Source organism: Neoasaia chiangmaiensis, from assembly GCF_002005465.1.
GTDB classification, from domain to species: Bacteria; Pseudomonadota; Alphaproteobacteria; order Acetobacterales; family Acetobacteraceae; genus Neoasaia; species Neoasaia chiangmaiensis.
Window position 1 is genome coordinate 623,003 of record NZ_CP014691.1, and the last position, 14,841, is coordinate 637,843.

Here is a 14,841-nt window from a genome sequence, read left to right on the forward strand (position 1 = left end):
CGGGATTCGCCACCATGGCAACGATCAGAGATCGGCAGGCGGAATTTCAGCCAGTTCCTCCGGCGTCACTTCCTTGTCCGTCACTTTCGCAAGCTCGATAAGATAGTCGACGACCTTGTTTTCAAGGATCGGACCACGCAGCCCATCCGCTGCCTGCGGATTTTTGCCGAAGAATTCGAACACGGCCTGCTCTTGCCCCGGATAGCGCATGGCTTCCTGACGCACCGCCTGCATAAGCTCTTCGCGCGAGACTGTGATCTCCTTGGCACGACCGATTTCAGCCAGAAGCAGACCCAGCTTCACACGGCGTTCCGCAATCTTGCGATAGTCGGCGCGCAGCGTTTCCTCGTCCTTGCCTTCGTCTTCCTCATCCGTCTCGCCGTTCGCACGATCCTGCTCCACGCGCTGCCAGATCTGCGCAAATTCGGCGTCGATCATGCTTTCCGGTGCCGGGAAATCAGTTTTCTCGGCCAGAGCATCCAGCAGTTCGCGCTTGATGCGCAGGCGGGAAAGCTGGGCATACTCGTTTTCGGCCTGCTTCGAGACCAGATCGCGAACCTGCTCGATGCCTTCGAAACCGATTTTCTTCGCCAGTTCGTCGTCCAGCGCCGGATCGACAGGCTTCTTGAGCGCGTTCGCCTTGATGTCGAACGTCGCGCCCTTGCCCGCCAACTCCTTGGCATTGTAGTCGGCCGGAAACGTAACGTTGATTACCTTTTCTTCGCCCGGCTTCATGCCTTCGAGCTGCTCGGCGAAACCGGGAATGAACCCTTCCCCGCCGATCTCGACATTCACATCCTGCGCCGTGCCGCCATCGAAAGGCGTGCCGTCCAGCTTGCCAACGAAATCAACGTTCAGAACGTCACCCTGCGCCGCCGGACGATCTTCCTCGATGGACTCGAAGCTGCGCTGGCGCTTGGCCAGCTCGTTCAACGCCTTGTCCACAACCTCGGCGCTGGGCTTCGCAGTCAGGCGCGTGAGCTCAAGGTTACTGAGGTCGGGCGTGGCGATGTCAGGCAGGATTTCGAAATCGATCTTGAATTCAAGATCACCCTTGCCTTCGGCACCGGAAACAAGCTCCACCTTCGGCTGCGTCGCCGGACGAAGCTTCTGATCCTCGATGACCTTGCTCGTGGTGTCGTTGACAGCCTGCTCCAGCACCTCGCCATCGATCGCCGCGCCATAGCGCTGCTTCACGAGCGAGACGGGAACCTTGCCGGGACGAAAGCCAGGCAGGTTGATGGTGCGGCCCAACTCGGCAAGGCGAGCGGCGCGACGCGCCTCCAGGTCGCCAGCCGGCACGGTAACGGTGAAGCCGCGCTTAAGACCTTCGGAATGCGTTTGCGTAACCTGCATCTGCCAGGCGATCCTCTTTGAATCGGGTTGCTGTCGTATGTTCAGGCCGTCGCAACACGATTTATCGCTCCGACAGGCCTGGACCTAGACCAGTTAATGTCGATGCCCTGACCAGACGGGACCAACTCCCAAAGGAGCCCGGCCGTGGCATTGCGACGTTTGGTACGGGCGGAGGGACTTGAACCCCCACAACTTGCGTCACCAGAACCTAAATCTGGCGTGTCTACCAATTCCACCACGCCCGCTACGTACGTCGAACCTCGCCACACGAGGCATCAAGCGCGCGCCTTTACATGAACTCTTCGATCTTCACAAGCCGAGACGCACCGCCTTATCGCGTGCGGCACCCAGAAAACGGTCCAGATCCTCGGCAATCGGCCAGTCGCCAGCACGCAATCCGGCCTCACCATGAATCCACACACCGGCACAACACGCCTCCCAGACCGGCATGCCGGCCGCCAGCATCGTTCCGATAATACCGGCCAGCGTATCGCCGGACCCCGCCGTCGCCAGGGCAGGACTTGCATGATCGTTGATCGCGGCCCGTCCATCAGGGGACGCAATGATCGTATCAGCCCCCTTCATGACCACGACGGCATTGATCTGCCGCGCAGCATCGCGCGCTGCCTTCAGGCGGTCGTCTCCGGGTTTGCCGAACAAGCGTGAGAATTCGCCAATATGTGGAGTGATAGCGGCAACACCCCGGAGCCGGTCCGGATTCTCACTTGCCCAACCCAATGCGCCGGCGTCCGCCAGAACCGTGCGATCAGCGGCAATCAGAACGGGAAGGCTCGCCGCCACCTCATCCGCCGTCAGGCCGGGACCACAAATCCAGACCCGTCGGCGGTCATCCTTCAACAGCGTCTCCAGCGGCGCGTCATCCACGATCAATCCCGGCGCGCCGAGCTTGTAGGCTGCTGCATTATTACCTGCGCTGATCCGCACCAGCCCGGCACCGCTCGCGCGCGCGCCGGCTGCCGCCAGGCGCGCTGCGCCCGGCATGGCACCCCCTGCACACAGGCTGACAGCGCCCCTGCTATATTTATGGCTGAACGCCGCCATATCCGGCACATGCCATAATCCCGGCTCGTTGTGCCATGTCCTTATACCCTGCTCCTTGACCAACGCCTCCGGCATGCCGATGTCGGCACAGATCACGTCGCCACACATCGGGCCACCCGGCGTCAGAATATGCCCGGGCTTCCGCCGCACGAATGTGACCGTCAAAGCCGCCGATGGCACATCCGCCAGAACTGCGCCGGTTCCACCCGATATCCCGGTCGGCATATCGATCGCGACGAGGTGCCGCGCTGCCCGCAGCATGTCGACGATCTGCGCACCAGGCGCACGGCTGAGACCCGCGCCAAAAATCGCGTCGATGACGATATCCGCACGTTTCACCTCATCGACCGAGAACGGCACCATCGGACCGAACCACCGGTTGGCGGCCATGGCAGCCGCCGACCCCTCCTGCGGTGGCCCGAGTGCTGCAACGGCCACGGGCCATCCGGCCTCGGCAAGAACTCTTGCCGCCACGTAACCGTCCCCTCCATTGTTCCCCGGCCCACAAAGCACCAGCACACGACCCGGACGAAAGCGGCGACGCACGGCCCGCGCGACGGCCCAGCCAGCGTTCGCCATCAGTTGCGAAATGGGCATGGCCTTGCTGGCCTGAATATCCAGCGCATGACATTCGTCTGGATTGGGCAACAACAGGTGTTGGTCGTTCATCATGTGACATCCACCTCGCACCGAAAAAGAAGAAGACTTGCGTTGATGTTACGAACGAACGAGAAACGGAACCGTTCGCGTTGCCTTTTCGTCAGGATTCCCATGGCCGGTTCAATTCTATGGAGCCTCGTGCTCGCACTCCATATTCTTTGCATTGCGTATTGGGTGGGCGGCGGCGCCTTCCTCACGCTGACATTGCGCAACAGCATCACACTGCTTGAACCGGCAGCCCGCCTCAACGTCCAGTTACAGACCTATTCGCGCTATTGTCGCGGGTTACGGCATATTGTCCCGGTAACGCTTCTGACCGGATGGGCGCTTGTCTTCCACGTCGGTGGCTTCGCGATGGTGCCGTGGCCGATCAATGCCATGCAGCTGCTCGGGCTCGTCATGACCGCCGTCTACCTGAGCGTCGAACTGGGACCACTGCGCGCCGCACGCCGCGCGATCCGGCCGCAACCGGCCCTATTCAACACAATCCGCAACCGCATCGTTATCATGCTTGCGCTCGGCGCCCTGACCATTCTCTGCGCCGCCATGGGCACGATTTAATTTCGCTTCCCCGATGGTTGCATCATTGAAATACTTGATTTGTCGGACGAATGGCGATAACGCACAGCCACCGTCATGGACCCACAACTCGAATATCGGCTGGCCAATACGTAGCGAATCGGTATTCGACACAATTGTGAAGCATTCGAGAGCAGTTTGAGCCCCAAGAAAACCGCAGCTTCCAGTTCGACTCGCCCCTCCCGGAAGCGCGTCGTCAAATCAAGCGTGTCAGAGGCGGCAACATCGCCGACGCCGGAAATCGCCGCATCGCGGCCTGCTCCTGAAGAAGAGAATGCTTCTGCACAGAAGCCGTCGTCTCAGGTGTCCCCTGCTGCCGCCAAAGCGGAAAGCACGCCTGTGAAACGCGGTCGTGGTCGCCCAAGGAAAGCCGCCGTTGCGCCGGAGGTTGTCGCGGACGTTCCGCCTGCAACAAAGACGGCCGTCAAAAAGACGCGCAGGAAGACGGAAGCACCGTCAGTTGAAAATTCGCCGGTGAATCAGAAAGCGGCTACTCCTGCGAAGAAAACAGCAAAATCCGCCGCGACCAAACCACGTCAATCCAAAACGAAGGTGGCAGGCGCACCGCCTGTCCCTAATGCGGCGGTCGAGGCCGTCGCCTCTCCGGAACCGGCCACCGAGGTCGAAACCACCGCTGTTGCAGCACCGAAGCGTCGTGGACGCCCACGGAAAGCCACAGCGGCGCCCGAGGCATCCGCGAGCGTAAAGCCGACGAAAAAAAACATACGTCCCAAACCAGTTCCAGAAACTGAAGACGTCGACGCACCGGTAGTTGCCTCCGAACACTTGGAAGACACGCCTTCCAAGGACATCGAGACGGTTGAAGAGAAGACGGACAGCGTCTCCTTGCCGCCCTTCTCGGAACTGGGTCTGTCCGAACCGATCATGCGCGCCATCTCTTCCATGGGCTATGAGCGACCGACCCCCATCCAGGCAGCGGCCATTCCGGTGGTGCTGAGTGGGCGCGACGTTCTTGGCGTGGCACAGACCGGCACCGGCAAAACGGCATCATTCACATTGCCGATGCTGGAACTGCTATCCGGTTCCCGCGCGCGCGCCAGGATGCCGCGCTCGCTTATTCTCGAACCAACACGCGAGCTGGCACTTCAGGTCGCCGAGAATTTCAAGTCATACGGTCAGCATCTGCGTCTTAGCCATGCGCTGCTTATCGGCGGTGAAAGCATGGCGGACCAGCGCGCCGTCCTCAATCAGGGCGTCGACGTGCTGATCGCAACACCCGGTCGCCTGCTGGACCTGTTTGAGCGTGGCGGTCTTCTGCTGACCCAGGCGAGACTGTTGGTAATCGATGAAGCCGACCGCATGCTCGACATGGGCTTTATTCCCGATATCGAGCGCATCGTCGGCTTCCTTCCGACCGATCGACAGACGCTGTTCTTTTCGGCCACGATGGCACCGGAAATCCGCAAGCTTGCCGATGCGTTCCTGCGCACGCCAGAGGAAATCACTGTAGCCCGAGCGGCATCTGTCGCCGCGACAATCGAGGAAGCCCTGCTCGTCGTCGATGAGCACGACAAGCGACGCACCTTGCGCAAGCTGTTGCGCCATGAAGACGTGCAGAATGCGATCGTTTTCTGCAATCGCAAGCGCGATGTCGATGTTCTCTACAAATCACTTCACAAGCATCATTTTGCCGTCGGTCACCTGCATGGCGATCTGCCCCAGTCCGTGCGGTCGAGCACGCTTGAGCGTTTCAAAAATGGTGAACTGAAAATCTTGGTCTGTTCGGACGTGGCGGCACGCGGCATCGACATCAGCGGGCTGTCGCATGTGTTCAATTTCGATCTGCCGTTTCATGCGGAAGACTACGTCCATCGTATCGGACGCACAGGTCGGGCCGGAAAACTCGGTCACGCCTACAGTCTGGCAACGCCCTTTCAGCACAATCTGCTGGAAGCGATCGAAAAGCTGACCCACAAGACCATCGCACAGCCAGTGATCGACGGTATTGAAACACTGCCTTGGGCCGACCCGGATGCGGAACCGCCGCGTCGCGATCATCGCAGGAAAAACGATCGTAAGCACGACAAACGGCGGACACGCCACGACGATGCCCGCCGGGAAGATAGTCGGACCGAGACGCAAGCGCAGCACCCCGAAAAGCCAAGCCGTCGCGCCCCTGCGCCCGTCGCACCGGCCGCCCATTTCGACCATGATGCGCCGGCAACAGGGTTCGGGTCCGAAACGCCCGCTTTCATGCTTCTACCACGTCGTACACCCAACCGAGTTTCGGAGCCGGATCGTCAGGGCCCGGTTCAGCATCGTGGCGAATCCGCTTAAGTCTTGTTCGTGGATGGTCATGACAGGATGTTCGAACTCTCCATCGTCGCGCTCGGCGCGGATGGAGATGGACTCGGCCATCATCAAAACGAGACAATCTTCGTTCCGGGCGCACTGCCTGGCGAAATCGTCGAAGTAGAACGCCAGTCACCCCGCGCAGCGGCGTTGCGATCGATCCTGCATGCCTCGCCGGCACGCGTGGTGCCCCCATGCCCGCTTTTCGGCGCATGCGGTGGCTGCACCCTGCAAATGCTGCGTCTCGATGCCCTGCTCGACTGGAAAGCCGACCGCGTGCAGCAAGCGCTTTCGGAAGCCGGCTTTATCGTCGTGCCCGAGCCGGTTCTCTTCCAAACCGCCGAGCGAACGCGCCGTCGGCTCGACCTTGGTATTCAGCGCGTTCCGAACGGCATGGTCATTGGACTGCATCAAAGGCATGGGCCACCTGTCGATATGACGACATGTCATGTGGCCAGTCCGGAAATCGTGGCATTGCTGGAACCATTGCGCCTGGTCTTCTCAACCCTTGGCGCCTTGACCGGTGTCGGCGATCTGCAAATCAATCTCCTCGCTACCGGTCCAGACCTGCTGTTACGAACCGCCAATGAGCCGACAGCCTCCGATCGTGCGAAATTGGCAGATTTCGCACGCAAGCATTCGATACCGCGCATATCCTGGGCATCGAGCGCGCGTTCGCCGCAGCGAGAGACGCTGGCGCAGATTGCACCAGTGAACCAAATCTTCGGGCCATTAACCGTGTCACCGCCGACAGGCGCTTTCCTGCAAGCAACGCCTGAAGGCGAGAACGCAATCGTTCAGGCTGTGCTGAGAGGCCTGCCGACGCTTAACAAGCGCGATATTATTATCGAGCTATACGCCGGATGCGGCACATTGACAGGCCCGCTGTCGCAAAAAGGGAAGGTCCAGGCCTACGAGGGCGATACTGCCGCTGCGACCGCCCTGCGCAAAGCTCAGGCGGGCCACCGTATCGATACATTCAACCGCGACCTTGTCCGGCAACCGCTCAGCGCACAGGAAATCGCCAAGGCGCGGGTTGTCGTCCTCGACCCACCGTATTCCGGTGCCGGTCCCCAGCTGGACGCGATCGCAGCGTCGGATATCGCCGACATCATCTATGTCAGCTGCAATCCGAAAGCTCTGGTCAAAGACGCACGATCCTTGAACAAAGCCGGATACGAAATTCTCGACCTCACAGTCATCGACCAGTTCCTCTGGTCGTCAGAGGTTGAGACCGTGGTGACATTCAGCAAGGACCGAAAACGCCTGCGCAAGCGTTACCCTGCCGCCGCCTGACCGACGGCAGCAAGGGATACTCTTCAGACGTGGAAACTCTCGCCACATCCGCAGCGACCTTTTTCATTGGGATTCGTGAAGGTAAACCCCGATTCAAGGTCTTTCGTTTCGTAATCCATGACGGTCCCGATCAAAAACAGTGTCGCACGCCGGTCGACCAGAAGCGTCAGATCGCCATCGACAATCTTCTCGTCATGCTCGGCGGGTGCATCCACGAAATTCATGTCGTAGGACATGCCCGAGCAGCCTCGCGTCGAAACGGAAATTCGTAGTAACCGTCCCTGATGGGCGGTGGCATACAAAGACCTGAGGCGCGCGGCCGCGCGATCGGAAAGCGACATTAGAGGCGGAAGCGTCCGCTGAACCGTTGCGGCTTGCGTTTCAGACATCAGTTAGCTCCTCAGGTCAGAACATGTTCAGCGCAAGACGCGCATCATCACTCATGCGGCTCATATCCCATGGCGGATCCCAGACGATATCGACCTTCACGTCACTAACCCCGTCCAGCTTCGCGATGGCGTCCCGTACCTGCTCAGGCAGCTCCTGCGCACTTGGGCAGTTCGGTGCCGTCAGCGTCATCTCCACGCCAACACGACCATCCTCGTGCAGATCAATGGCGTAGATGAGACCCAGTTCGTAGATGTTAACCGGAATCTCCGGATCGTAGACGGATGCGATCGCACCGATCACAGCGTCCTCGTCCGGTGCGCCCTGCGGCTTTTCCTGTTCATCGCGCATCGTCAGACTCCTGATCGATGAGTTGGTCATGGCGTTATCGTCCGACAAGCGCAGTCCTTAAATCAGCAGTGTTCTGGCACGCTTCAGCCCTTGGGCCAGCGCATCGATATCCTGCGTGGTCGTGTAGATGCCGAAACTTGCCCGGGTGGTCGCTGTCAGCCCAAGACGACGCAACAAAGGCTCGGCACAATGCTGTCCGGCACGCACGGCTATTCCCTGCTGATCCAGCAACGTCGCCAGATCATGGGGGTGGGCTCCGTCACATATGAAGGAGATCACACCGCCCCGACGCGCCGGAGCACCGATGATCTGCACGAAATCCAGATCATCGAGCACATCCAGCGCATATTGGGTCAAGCTGGCTTCATGCGCGGCAATAGCATCCATGCCGATTGCTTCCATGAACGAAAGTGCCGCACCCAGTCCGATTGCCTCGATAATCGCGGGCGTGCCCGCTTCGAACTTCTGTGGAATCGACGCCCAGGTGGAGCGCTCGAAGCTAACCGTTTCGATCATATCGCCCCCTCCCAGGAACGGCGACATGGCTTCGAGAAGCTCCCGACGCGCCCACAACACACCGATTCCGGTAGGGCCGTAGAGTTTGTGTCCTGTGCAGACGAAGAAATCGGCACCCAGCGTGGCGAGGTCAATCGGACTGTGAACGGCCGACTGCGAACCGTCCAACAGGATGCGCGCCCCGTGACGATGCGCGATCTCCGCCAGGATCGGCGCTGGCGTCACGGTCCCCAGGACATTGGACATATGGGTGATGGCGACGAGCCCGACCTTGCCATCAGCCAGCAGCGCTTCGTAGCGCGCCATGTCGATATCGCCCGCGTCTGTTATCGGGGCTACACGCAGTTCGATACCGCGCCGGTCCCGCAACATCTGCCACGGCACGATATTGGCGTGGTGTTCCATCTCCGAGATCAACACCGCCTGCCCCGGCTGCAACAGGTCGCCAAAGCTGTGCGCAACCAGATTGATGGCTTCAGTGCTGTTACGGACGAAGACGATTTCTCTGCGGTCGCCAACCCCCAGAAAGCGCGCAACCTGCGCACGGGATGCCTCATAGGCCTCCGTCGTGCGCTCGCTCATCCAGTGAAGGCCACGATGGATATTGGCGTATTGATGCCGCATCGTGTCGGCCATCGCATCGATCACACAATCGGGTTTCTGCGCGGAAGCGGCACTATCGAGGAAAACGAACGGCTTTCCATGTACGCTCTCACGCAGAATCGGAAATTGCTTCCGAATGATCTGTGTTTCAAAGGCTGGCGTTGCAACATCCATCAGGAAACACGCCTTTCCCACCACCGCGCGATCCGCCCATCCAGCCACGCGCGCAGGCTCTCATCCGTTACGAGATCAACGGCATCCTGCAAAAACGCACCGACAAGCATCGAGCGCGCTTGCGGCAGTTCGATACCTCGTGAGCGCAGATAGAACAGCTGCTCGTCATCCAGCGCGCCGACCGTCGCACCATGGCTGCATTTGACATCGTCAGCATAGATTTCCAGTTCCGGCTTACTGTCGATCTGCGCCTTTTCAGACAGCAGCAGCGCCTGGTTCATCTGGTAGCCGTCTGTCTTCTGGGCAACCCGGTCAACGAAAATCTTACCCTGGAACACCGCATGCGCAGCGTCAGTAATCACATTCTTCACGGTCTGGCGTGAGTCGCAATCCGGTGCGGCATGCGTGATTACGGACGTCAGATCGGCATGGCGATCCTCGCCCAGAAGCTGCGCCACGTTCGCATGAGCCGCAGCATGCGGGCCATGCAAATCGGCATGGACTTCATGTCGGGCAAGCTTTGCTCCAAGCGTCAGCGTGAAGCTGTCATAGGTAGCATGCTCGGCCACCTGCGCCGCAACCAGTGCAAGATGCGTGGCATCGTCACTTTCCTGTTGCAGCTTCACATGCGTCAACGTCGCGTTCTTCGCCACATCGAATTCGAAAAACGGATTGCTTAGATAATGACCCTTACCGACATGTACGTCGCGCAATGTCAGCCGCGCACCGGGTGCCAGACTGACGACATGGTGCGGATGCGTCGAGAACGGCGCAGCGCCATCGTTGATGCTGATGAGGCGAACTTCGCCGGCATCAACGCCTTCCGGCACATGCAGATGAACCCCGTCCTGGCGCAACGCCGCATTCAGAATTGCAAGGGGATGCTCCTGCAACATCGGCGCAACCGTCGCCTTGAGTTCGACATCTTGGGGGAAAGTCGAATTCGCTGCCGAGAGGCGCCCATTGATGAATACGACACACGGACCATCGCAGTCGGCGGCCAATTCAGTCAGCAAATCACGCGCACGCGCCTCGTCAATCACCGGCGCATCGGCAAATGCGACCCTGTCGAGCGCTTGTAGGGACGTGTAACGCCATGCCTCCTGACGCCGCGACGGCAACCCGGCGCACCGCAAAAAATCGGCACGGTCGCTGGCGCGGGCAATGAACGATGCCAATGCCGCTGATGGTGCCGCCTCGGACTTCGTCACGGCATTCATGCGGCGGCCTCAAGATATTGCGTGTAGCCCTGCGCTTCGAGCTGACGAGCGACTTCAGGCCCTCCACTGTGGATAATCCTGCCCTTGGCCATGACATGCACACGGTCCGGCTGGATATAATCCAGCAAGCGCTGATGATGCGTAATGATCAACGCCGAGAACTCCGGACTGCGCAAGCTGTTCACCCCATCGGCGACGACGCGCAGCGCATCGATATCAAGACCGCTATCCGTCTCGTCGAGAATCGCCAGCGACGGCTGCAGCATCCGCATCTGCAGCACTTCGTTTCGCTTCTTTTCACCGCCCGAGAAACCGACATTGACGTTCCGCTTGAGCATGTCGTCGGACATGTGCAGGCGCTTCGTTTCCGCCCGCACCGCCTTCAGGAAGCCGACAGCATCCAGCTCCGCCTCGCCACGCGCACGCCGAACCGCATTAACGGCTGTACGCAGGAAATTCGCATTGTTCACGCCCGGCAACTCAACCGGTGCCTGGAATGCGAGGAACAAACCGGCGGCAGCGCGCTCGTCCGGCTCCATGGCCAGCAGATCTGCATCCCGCAAGGTTGCCGACCCTGCCGTCACCTCGTAGTCCTCGCGACCCGACAGGACATAGGACAACGTCGATTTGCCGGAGCCGTTCGGCCCCATGATCGCATGGACCTCCCCTTTCGGTACGGCGAGATCGACACCGCGCAGAATGTCCTTAGGCGTTCCATTGTCGTCAATCCGCGCACAAAGGCCGGAAATTTTAAGAAAATCAGTCATTATCCGGCCCCTTAACCAACACTGCCTTCTAGGCTGATCTGAAGCAGTTTCTGTGCTTCGACCGCGAATTCCATAGGCAGTTCCTTGAGAACATCCTTACAAAAACCGTTGACGATCAGACCAACGGCATCCTCTTCCGACAGACCGCGCGAGCGGCAATAGAAAAGCTGATCCTCGGAAATCTTCGACGTCGTCGCCTCGTGCTCGACACGCGCCGTCATGTTCCGGTTTTCAATATACGGAACGGTGTGCGCCCCACACCGATCACCGATCAGCAAGCTGTCGCACTGCGTGAAGTTTCGTGCGCCACGCGCTTTCGGCATCATGCGGACAAGTCCGCGGTAGGTGCTGTCCGACTGTCCGGCGGAGATCGTCTTCGCGATGATCGTCGAACGCGTATTGGGCGCCAGATGGATCATCTTGGTGCCGGTATCGGCCTGCTGATGATTGTTCGTCACCGCCACGGAGTAGAACTCGCCAACCGAACCCTCCCCCGCCAGGATGCACGACGGATACTTCCACGTGATTGCCGAACCCGTTTCGACCTGCGTCCAGGAAATTTTCGCGTTACGCCCGCGGCAGGCGCCGCGTTTCGTCACGAAATTATAGATCCCGCCACGACCGTTCTCATCGCCGGGATACCAGTTCTGCACCGTAGAATACTTGATGCTGGCATCATCCATGGCAACCAGTTCCACGACTGCCGCATGCAGCTGATTTTCATCGCGCATGGGCGCGGTGCAGCCCTCGAGATACGAAACGGAGGCACCATCCTCGCAGATGATCAGCGTGCGCTCGAACTGTCCCGTATTTCGCGCATTGATGCGGAAATAGGTCGAAAGCTCCATCGGGCACCGGACGCCTTTCGGCACGAACACGAAAGATCCGTCAGTGAATACAGCAGAATTCAGTGCCGCGAAGAAGTTGTCACCCGCCGGCACGACACTACCCAGATAGGCCTGAACCAGTTCGGGATGTTCGCGGATCGCATCGGAAATCGGACAGAAGATGACCCCCGCCTCGGCAAGCGTCTTGCGAAACGTCGTGACAACCGAAACGCTATCGAAAACCGCATCCACGGCGACCGGCATGCGGCTCTCGCCCTCCGGCGTCTCGACGCCGGCGAGAATGGCCTGCTCATGCAGCGGGATGCCGAGCTTCTCGTAGGTCCTGAGCAGTTCGGGATCGACCTCGTCCAGACTCTTCGGGCCGGGCTTGCGCTTCGGCTCGGCAAAATAATGCGCATCCTGATAGTCGATAGGCGGATAGTGCGGCTTCTGCCAGGTCGGCTCGACCATCTTGCGCCACGCATGGAAAGCCTTCAGCCGCCATGCAAGCATCCATTCCGGCTCCTCCTTGCGGGCGGAGATCAGGCGTATCGTATCTTCATTGAGGCCCTTCGGCGCGATATCCATCTCGATATCGGTTTCGAAGCCCCATTTATACGTGGATTCACCGAGGTTTTCGACAGCCTCGCGAGTTTCAGTGACAGCGGGCATCTAAACCTCCTTTTCGGACCAGGCAGTCGCATCGGCATAGGAACGCGCGGATACGGGACCATCCGCCGGCTGAGCCGACGGCGGTAAATTCAAAAAAGCGTTGCGCTCAGGCGCACGGGCCATTTCAGCCAACGAGATCGACAGCAGCGTGTTACGAATTGCGTCATTCACCATATCCCAGTGACCCGACAGATTGCACAAGGAGCGCGCTTCGCAGGCATTACCATCGACGCAGGCCGTAATGGCGATCGGACCGTCCACAGAGTGAATGACCGTCGCGACAGAGATTTCCGACAGAGCCCTGCCCAACCGATAACCGCCCCGCGCGCCGCGATGGGAGACGACCAGACCGTCCGACGCCAGCCCCTTCAGCAGCTTGGCAACGGTCGGCTCCGGAACACCCGTCTCCGCCGATAATGCCGTTGCCGTCACGACAGCATCATGCTGCCCCAACTGCACCAGCAGAACCGTCGCATAATCGGCCAGCTTCGATAGCCTGAGCATCGCGCTCCCCTTGAATAGACCCGATCGACATCGATAGCAGACCGATGCAGTCCTGATTGAGCATCAAATGCGCGCCGCAGGCTTCCACGTCAAGGCATAACCCCGAAAAACAGCCGAGATATGACATCGAGTGCCGCACCGGCCAGGAAACCGACCAACGTGCCGTTGATCCGGATATATTGCAGATCGCGCCCGACCCGCTGCTCCAGCCGCTCAGCCATTTCGGCCTCATCCCAGCGGGTAACGACGGACGCGATATAGTGCGACAGCTTATCGCGCAATGTCGGCAGGACCCGGCGTGCCGCAAGTGCCGCACCTTGCGCGATACGATTGCGCAAAGCGCCGTCGCTGGCCATTTCGTCGACAAGATGCTCGATACCAGCATTGATGACCGCGGCACTCCAGCCCTCATCGCGTGCGAGATCCTCCTGCATCATGTTACGCAGCCGAACCCACAACTCGCTGCTCCAGGCGCGCAGGCTGTCATGCGCGAAAACGCTGCTCACGGCCCCGACGAATTGCGCCCGCCGCGCCGGTTCGTATTCAATGCGATCGATCTCCTTGCGAACCCAGACCGTAAAGCCTTCACGCAGGCTGGAATCCCGCGGGTCCACGCGTTCCAGTTCCATGTTGAGCGCCGAGAGCACCCGACCCGCAACCGATGCGCCGATCGCCCAGCCGAGCACCCGGCCACCCTGTTCGCGCACCCGCGCTTCGATGAACTCGCGCAATATCGGTTCACGCTTCTGAAGTGCGGACTTTACCTTCGCCAACAGAAACGAGAGGACTTCCTGATGCAGTTCGCTATCGACCAGCGCTCTCAGTGAGCGCGCGGCCAACCGCGCCGTGTCCTCCCCCTGGAGCAATACCGGCAATGCACGTTCCAGCGCCGAAACGGCGCGACCGTCCTCCAGCTGGTCGATAAGTCCCGGGATCGTCAACCTCAGCGTGCGGGCGAGCGCCTGCATGTTGTTCTCATCGCGCAGCGTATCCGCAATCACGCGCGGCAGATCGACCTTTTCAAGCGCGCGCGTCACATCCGCTTCCGTGAAGAACTGCGTCGCCACGAACCGCCCCAACGCCTCGCCGAGACGATCCTTTTGCTGAGGCAGGATCGCCGTATGCGGAATCGGCAATCCCCACGGACGCCGGAACAATGCCGTCACGGCAAACCAGTCGGCAATTCCGCCGACCACCCCGGCACGGGCACCCGAGCGCAGAATCTGTAAAGCCGTCGTGTCCGCCACCCAGTGCCATGCCGGCAGCGCCGTGGTGACAGCCAGACCACCCGTCATTCCCAGCAGCAATCCGCTGGCCAGACGCCGCGCCGCACGAAAGGCCGCAAGACGTTCGGCATCCGGATCAGACTGAGCGGGCGCTGAAAGAAAACTGGAACGGATCATGTCTGACGCGATAGCATCCCGGCGTGCCCCTGTCGCCCCGAAGCGACAGTCCGCCATTGCGCGAGAATGGCGAACATGAAAGATACTCGCGATAAACCACTTGTTACCGACGCTTTCATGACGAGGTTGTTTTGCCCGAGTCAATCGCCGC

General features: G+C 60.1%; 13 protein-coding genes and 1 tRNA gene. 3 read left to right on the plus strand and 11 right to left on the minus strand.

Going from position 1 to position 14,841, the window contains the following annotated elements:
• Positions 1 to 24: 24 nt before the first annotated feature.
• From tig to A0U93_RS03050, 3 genes are all read right to left on the minus strand, one after another.
• Entirely contained in the window at positions 25 to 1,356 is a 1,332-nt protein-coding gene (tig, locus tag A0U93_RS03040; RefSeq protein WP_077806043.1) for a trigger factor, read from the minus strand.
• A 160-nt stretch (positions 1,357 to 1,516) separates the two neighbouring features.
• Positions 1,517 to 1,601, minus strand: a tRNA-Leu gene (locus tag A0U93_RS03045).
• 64 nt (positions 1,602 to 1,665) lie between these two features.
• Positions 1,666 to 3,090 carry an NAD(P)H-hydrate dehydratase gene (locus A0U93_RS03050; protein WP_077806044.1) on the minus strand — a complete coding sequence of 475 codons (1,425 nt, stop codon included), beginning with the start codon at positions 3,088 to 3,090 and terminating at the stop codon, positions 1,666 to 1,668.
• 99 nt (positions 3,091 to 3,189) lie between these two features.
• On the opposite strand from A0U93_RS03050, the gene A0U93_RS03055 reads away from it, so the two are divergent.
• From A0U93_RS03055 to A0U93_RS03065, 3 genes are all read left to right on the plus strand, one after another.
• A complete protein-coding gene (locus tag A0U93_RS03055) occupies positions 3,190 to 3,639 on the plus strand; it encodes a hypothetical protein (protein WP_077806045.1) in 450 nt (149 codons plus the stop codon).
• Positions 3,640 to 3,996: 357 nt separating this feature from the next.
• On the plus strand, positions 3,997 to 5,955 hold the full coding sequence (locus tag A0U93_RS03060; RefSeq protein WP_077806046.1) for a DEAD/DEAH box helicase: 1,959 nt from the start codon (positions 3,997 to 3,999) through the stop codon (positions 5,953 to 5,955).
• Positions 5,956 to 5,982: 27 nt separating this feature from the next.
• Positions 5,983 to 7,266, plus strand: coding sequence for a class I SAM-dependent RNA methyltransferase (locus A0U93_RS03065; RefSeq protein WP_077806047.1), 1,284 nt, complete (start codon positions 5,983 to 5,985; stop codon positions 7,264 to 7,266).
• A 23-nt stretch (positions 7,267 to 7,289) separates the two neighbouring features.
• Here A0U93_RS03065 and A0U93_RS03070 read toward each other — a convergent pair whose 3' ends face one another.
• From A0U93_RS03070 to A0U93_RS03105, 8 genes are all read right to left on the minus strand, one after another.
• On the minus strand, positions 7,290 to 7,655 hold the full coding sequence (locus tag A0U93_RS03070) for a HesB/IscA family protein (RefSeq protein ID WP_077806048.1): 366 nt from the start codon (positions 7,653 to 7,655) through the stop codon (positions 7,290 to 7,292).
• A 16-nt stretch (positions 7,656 to 7,671) separates the two neighbouring features.
• Complete coding sequence (locus A0U93_RS03075; protein ID WP_077806049.1) at positions 7,672 to 8,034, minus strand: SUF system Fe-S cluster assembly protein; 363 nt, start codon at positions 8,032 to 8,034, stop codon at positions 7,672 to 7,674.
• Positions 8,035 to 8,061: 27 nt separating this feature from the next.
• Positions 8,062 to 9,297, minus strand: coding sequence for an aminotransferase class V-fold PLP-dependent enzyme (locus tag A0U93_RS03080; protein WP_077806050.1), 1,236 nt, complete (start codon positions 9,295 to 9,297; stop codon positions 8,062 to 8,064).
• Positions 9,297 to 10,517, minus strand: coding sequence for a Fe-S cluster assembly protein SufD (gene sufD, locus A0U93_RS03085; protein ID WP_077806051.1), 1,221 nt, complete (start codon positions 10,515 to 10,517; stop codon positions 9,297 to 9,299). The genes A0U93_RS03080 and sufD overlap by 1 nt, the downstream gene beginning before the upstream one ends.
• The gene (gene sufC / locus A0U93_RS03090; protein WP_077806052.1) at positions 10,514 to 11,284 is read right to left on the minus strand and encodes a Fe-S cluster assembly ATPase SufC; all 771 of its coding nucleotides are present in this window, start codon (positions 11,282 to 11,284) and stop codon (positions 10,514 to 10,516) included. Before sufC ends, sufD begins: the two co-directional genes overlap by 4 nt.
• Positions 11,285 to 11,295: 11 nt before the next feature.
• Positions 11,296 to 12,783 carry a Fe-S cluster assembly protein SufB gene (gene sufB, locus A0U93_RS03095; protein ID WP_077806053.1) on the minus strand — a complete coding sequence of 496 codons (1,488 nt, stop codon included), beginning with the start codon at positions 12,781 to 12,783 and terminating at the stop codon, positions 11,296 to 11,298.
• Positions 12,784 to 13,287: an SUF system Fe-S cluster assembly regulator gene (locus A0U93_RS03100; protein ID WP_077806054.1), complete on the minus strand. Its 504-nt coding sequence runs from the start codon at positions 13,285 to 13,287 to the stop codon at positions 12,784 to 12,786.
• Positions 13,288 to 13,376: 89 nt separating this feature from the next.
• Entirely contained in the window at positions 13,377 to 14,690 is a 1,314-nt protein-coding gene (locus A0U93_RS03105) for a DUF445 domain-containing protein (protein WP_077806055.1), read from the minus strand.
• Between the last annotated feature and the right edge of the window lie 151 nt (positions 14,691 to 14,841).

What these genes read in the sequence shown, in the direction of transcription:
- tig (WP_077806043.1), bottom strand. Translation starts at nt 1,356, where the DNA reads ATGCAGGTTACGCAAACGCATTCCGAAGGTCTTAAGCGCGGCTTCACC.
- A0U93_RS03050 (WP_077806044.1), bottom strand. Translation starts at nt 3,090, where the DNA reads ATGATGAACGACCAACACCTGTTGTTGCCCAATCCAGACGAATGTCAT.
- A0U93_RS03055 (WP_077806045.1), top strand. Translation starts at nt 3,190, where the DNA reads ATGGCCGGTTCAATTCTATGGAGCCTCGTGCTCGCACTCCATATTCTT.
- A0U93_RS03065 (WP_077806047.1), top strand. Translation starts at nt 5,983, where the DNA reads ATGTTCGAACTCTCCATCGTCGCGCTCGGCGCGGATGGAGATGGACTC.
- A0U93_RS03070 (WP_077806048.1), bottom strand. Translation starts at nt 7,655, where the DNA reads ATGTCTGAAACGCAAGCCGCAACGGTTCAGCGGACGCTTCCGCCTCTA.
- A0U93_RS03075 (WP_077806049.1), bottom strand. Translation starts at nt 8,034, where the DNA reads ATGACCAACTCATCGATCAGGAGTCTGACGATGCGCGATGAACAGGAA.
- A0U93_RS03080 (WP_077806050.1), bottom strand. Translation starts at nt 9,297, where the DNA reads ATGGATGTTGCAACGCCAGCCTTTGAAACACAGATCATTCGGAAGCAA.
- sufD (WP_077806051.1), bottom strand. Translation starts at nt 10,517, where the DNA reads ATGAATGCCGTGACGAAGTCCGAGGCGGCACCATCAGCGGCATTGGCA.
- sufC (WP_077806052.1), bottom strand. Translation starts at nt 11,284, where the DNA reads ATGACTGATTTTCTTAAAATTTCCGGCCTTTGTGCGCGGATTGACGAC.
- sufB (WP_077806053.1), bottom strand. Translation starts at nt 12,783, where the DNA reads ATGCCCGCTGTCACTGAAACTCGCGAGGCTGTCGAAAACCTCGGTGAA.
- A0U93_RS03100 (WP_077806054.1), bottom strand. Translation starts at nt 13,287, where the DNA reads ATGCTCAGGCTATCGAAGCTGGCCGATTATGCGACGGTTCTGCTGGTG.
- A0U93_RS03105 (WP_077806055.1), bottom strand. Translation starts at nt 14,690, where the DNA reads ATGATCCGTTCCAGTTTTCTTTCAGCGCCCGCTCAGTCTGATCCGGAT.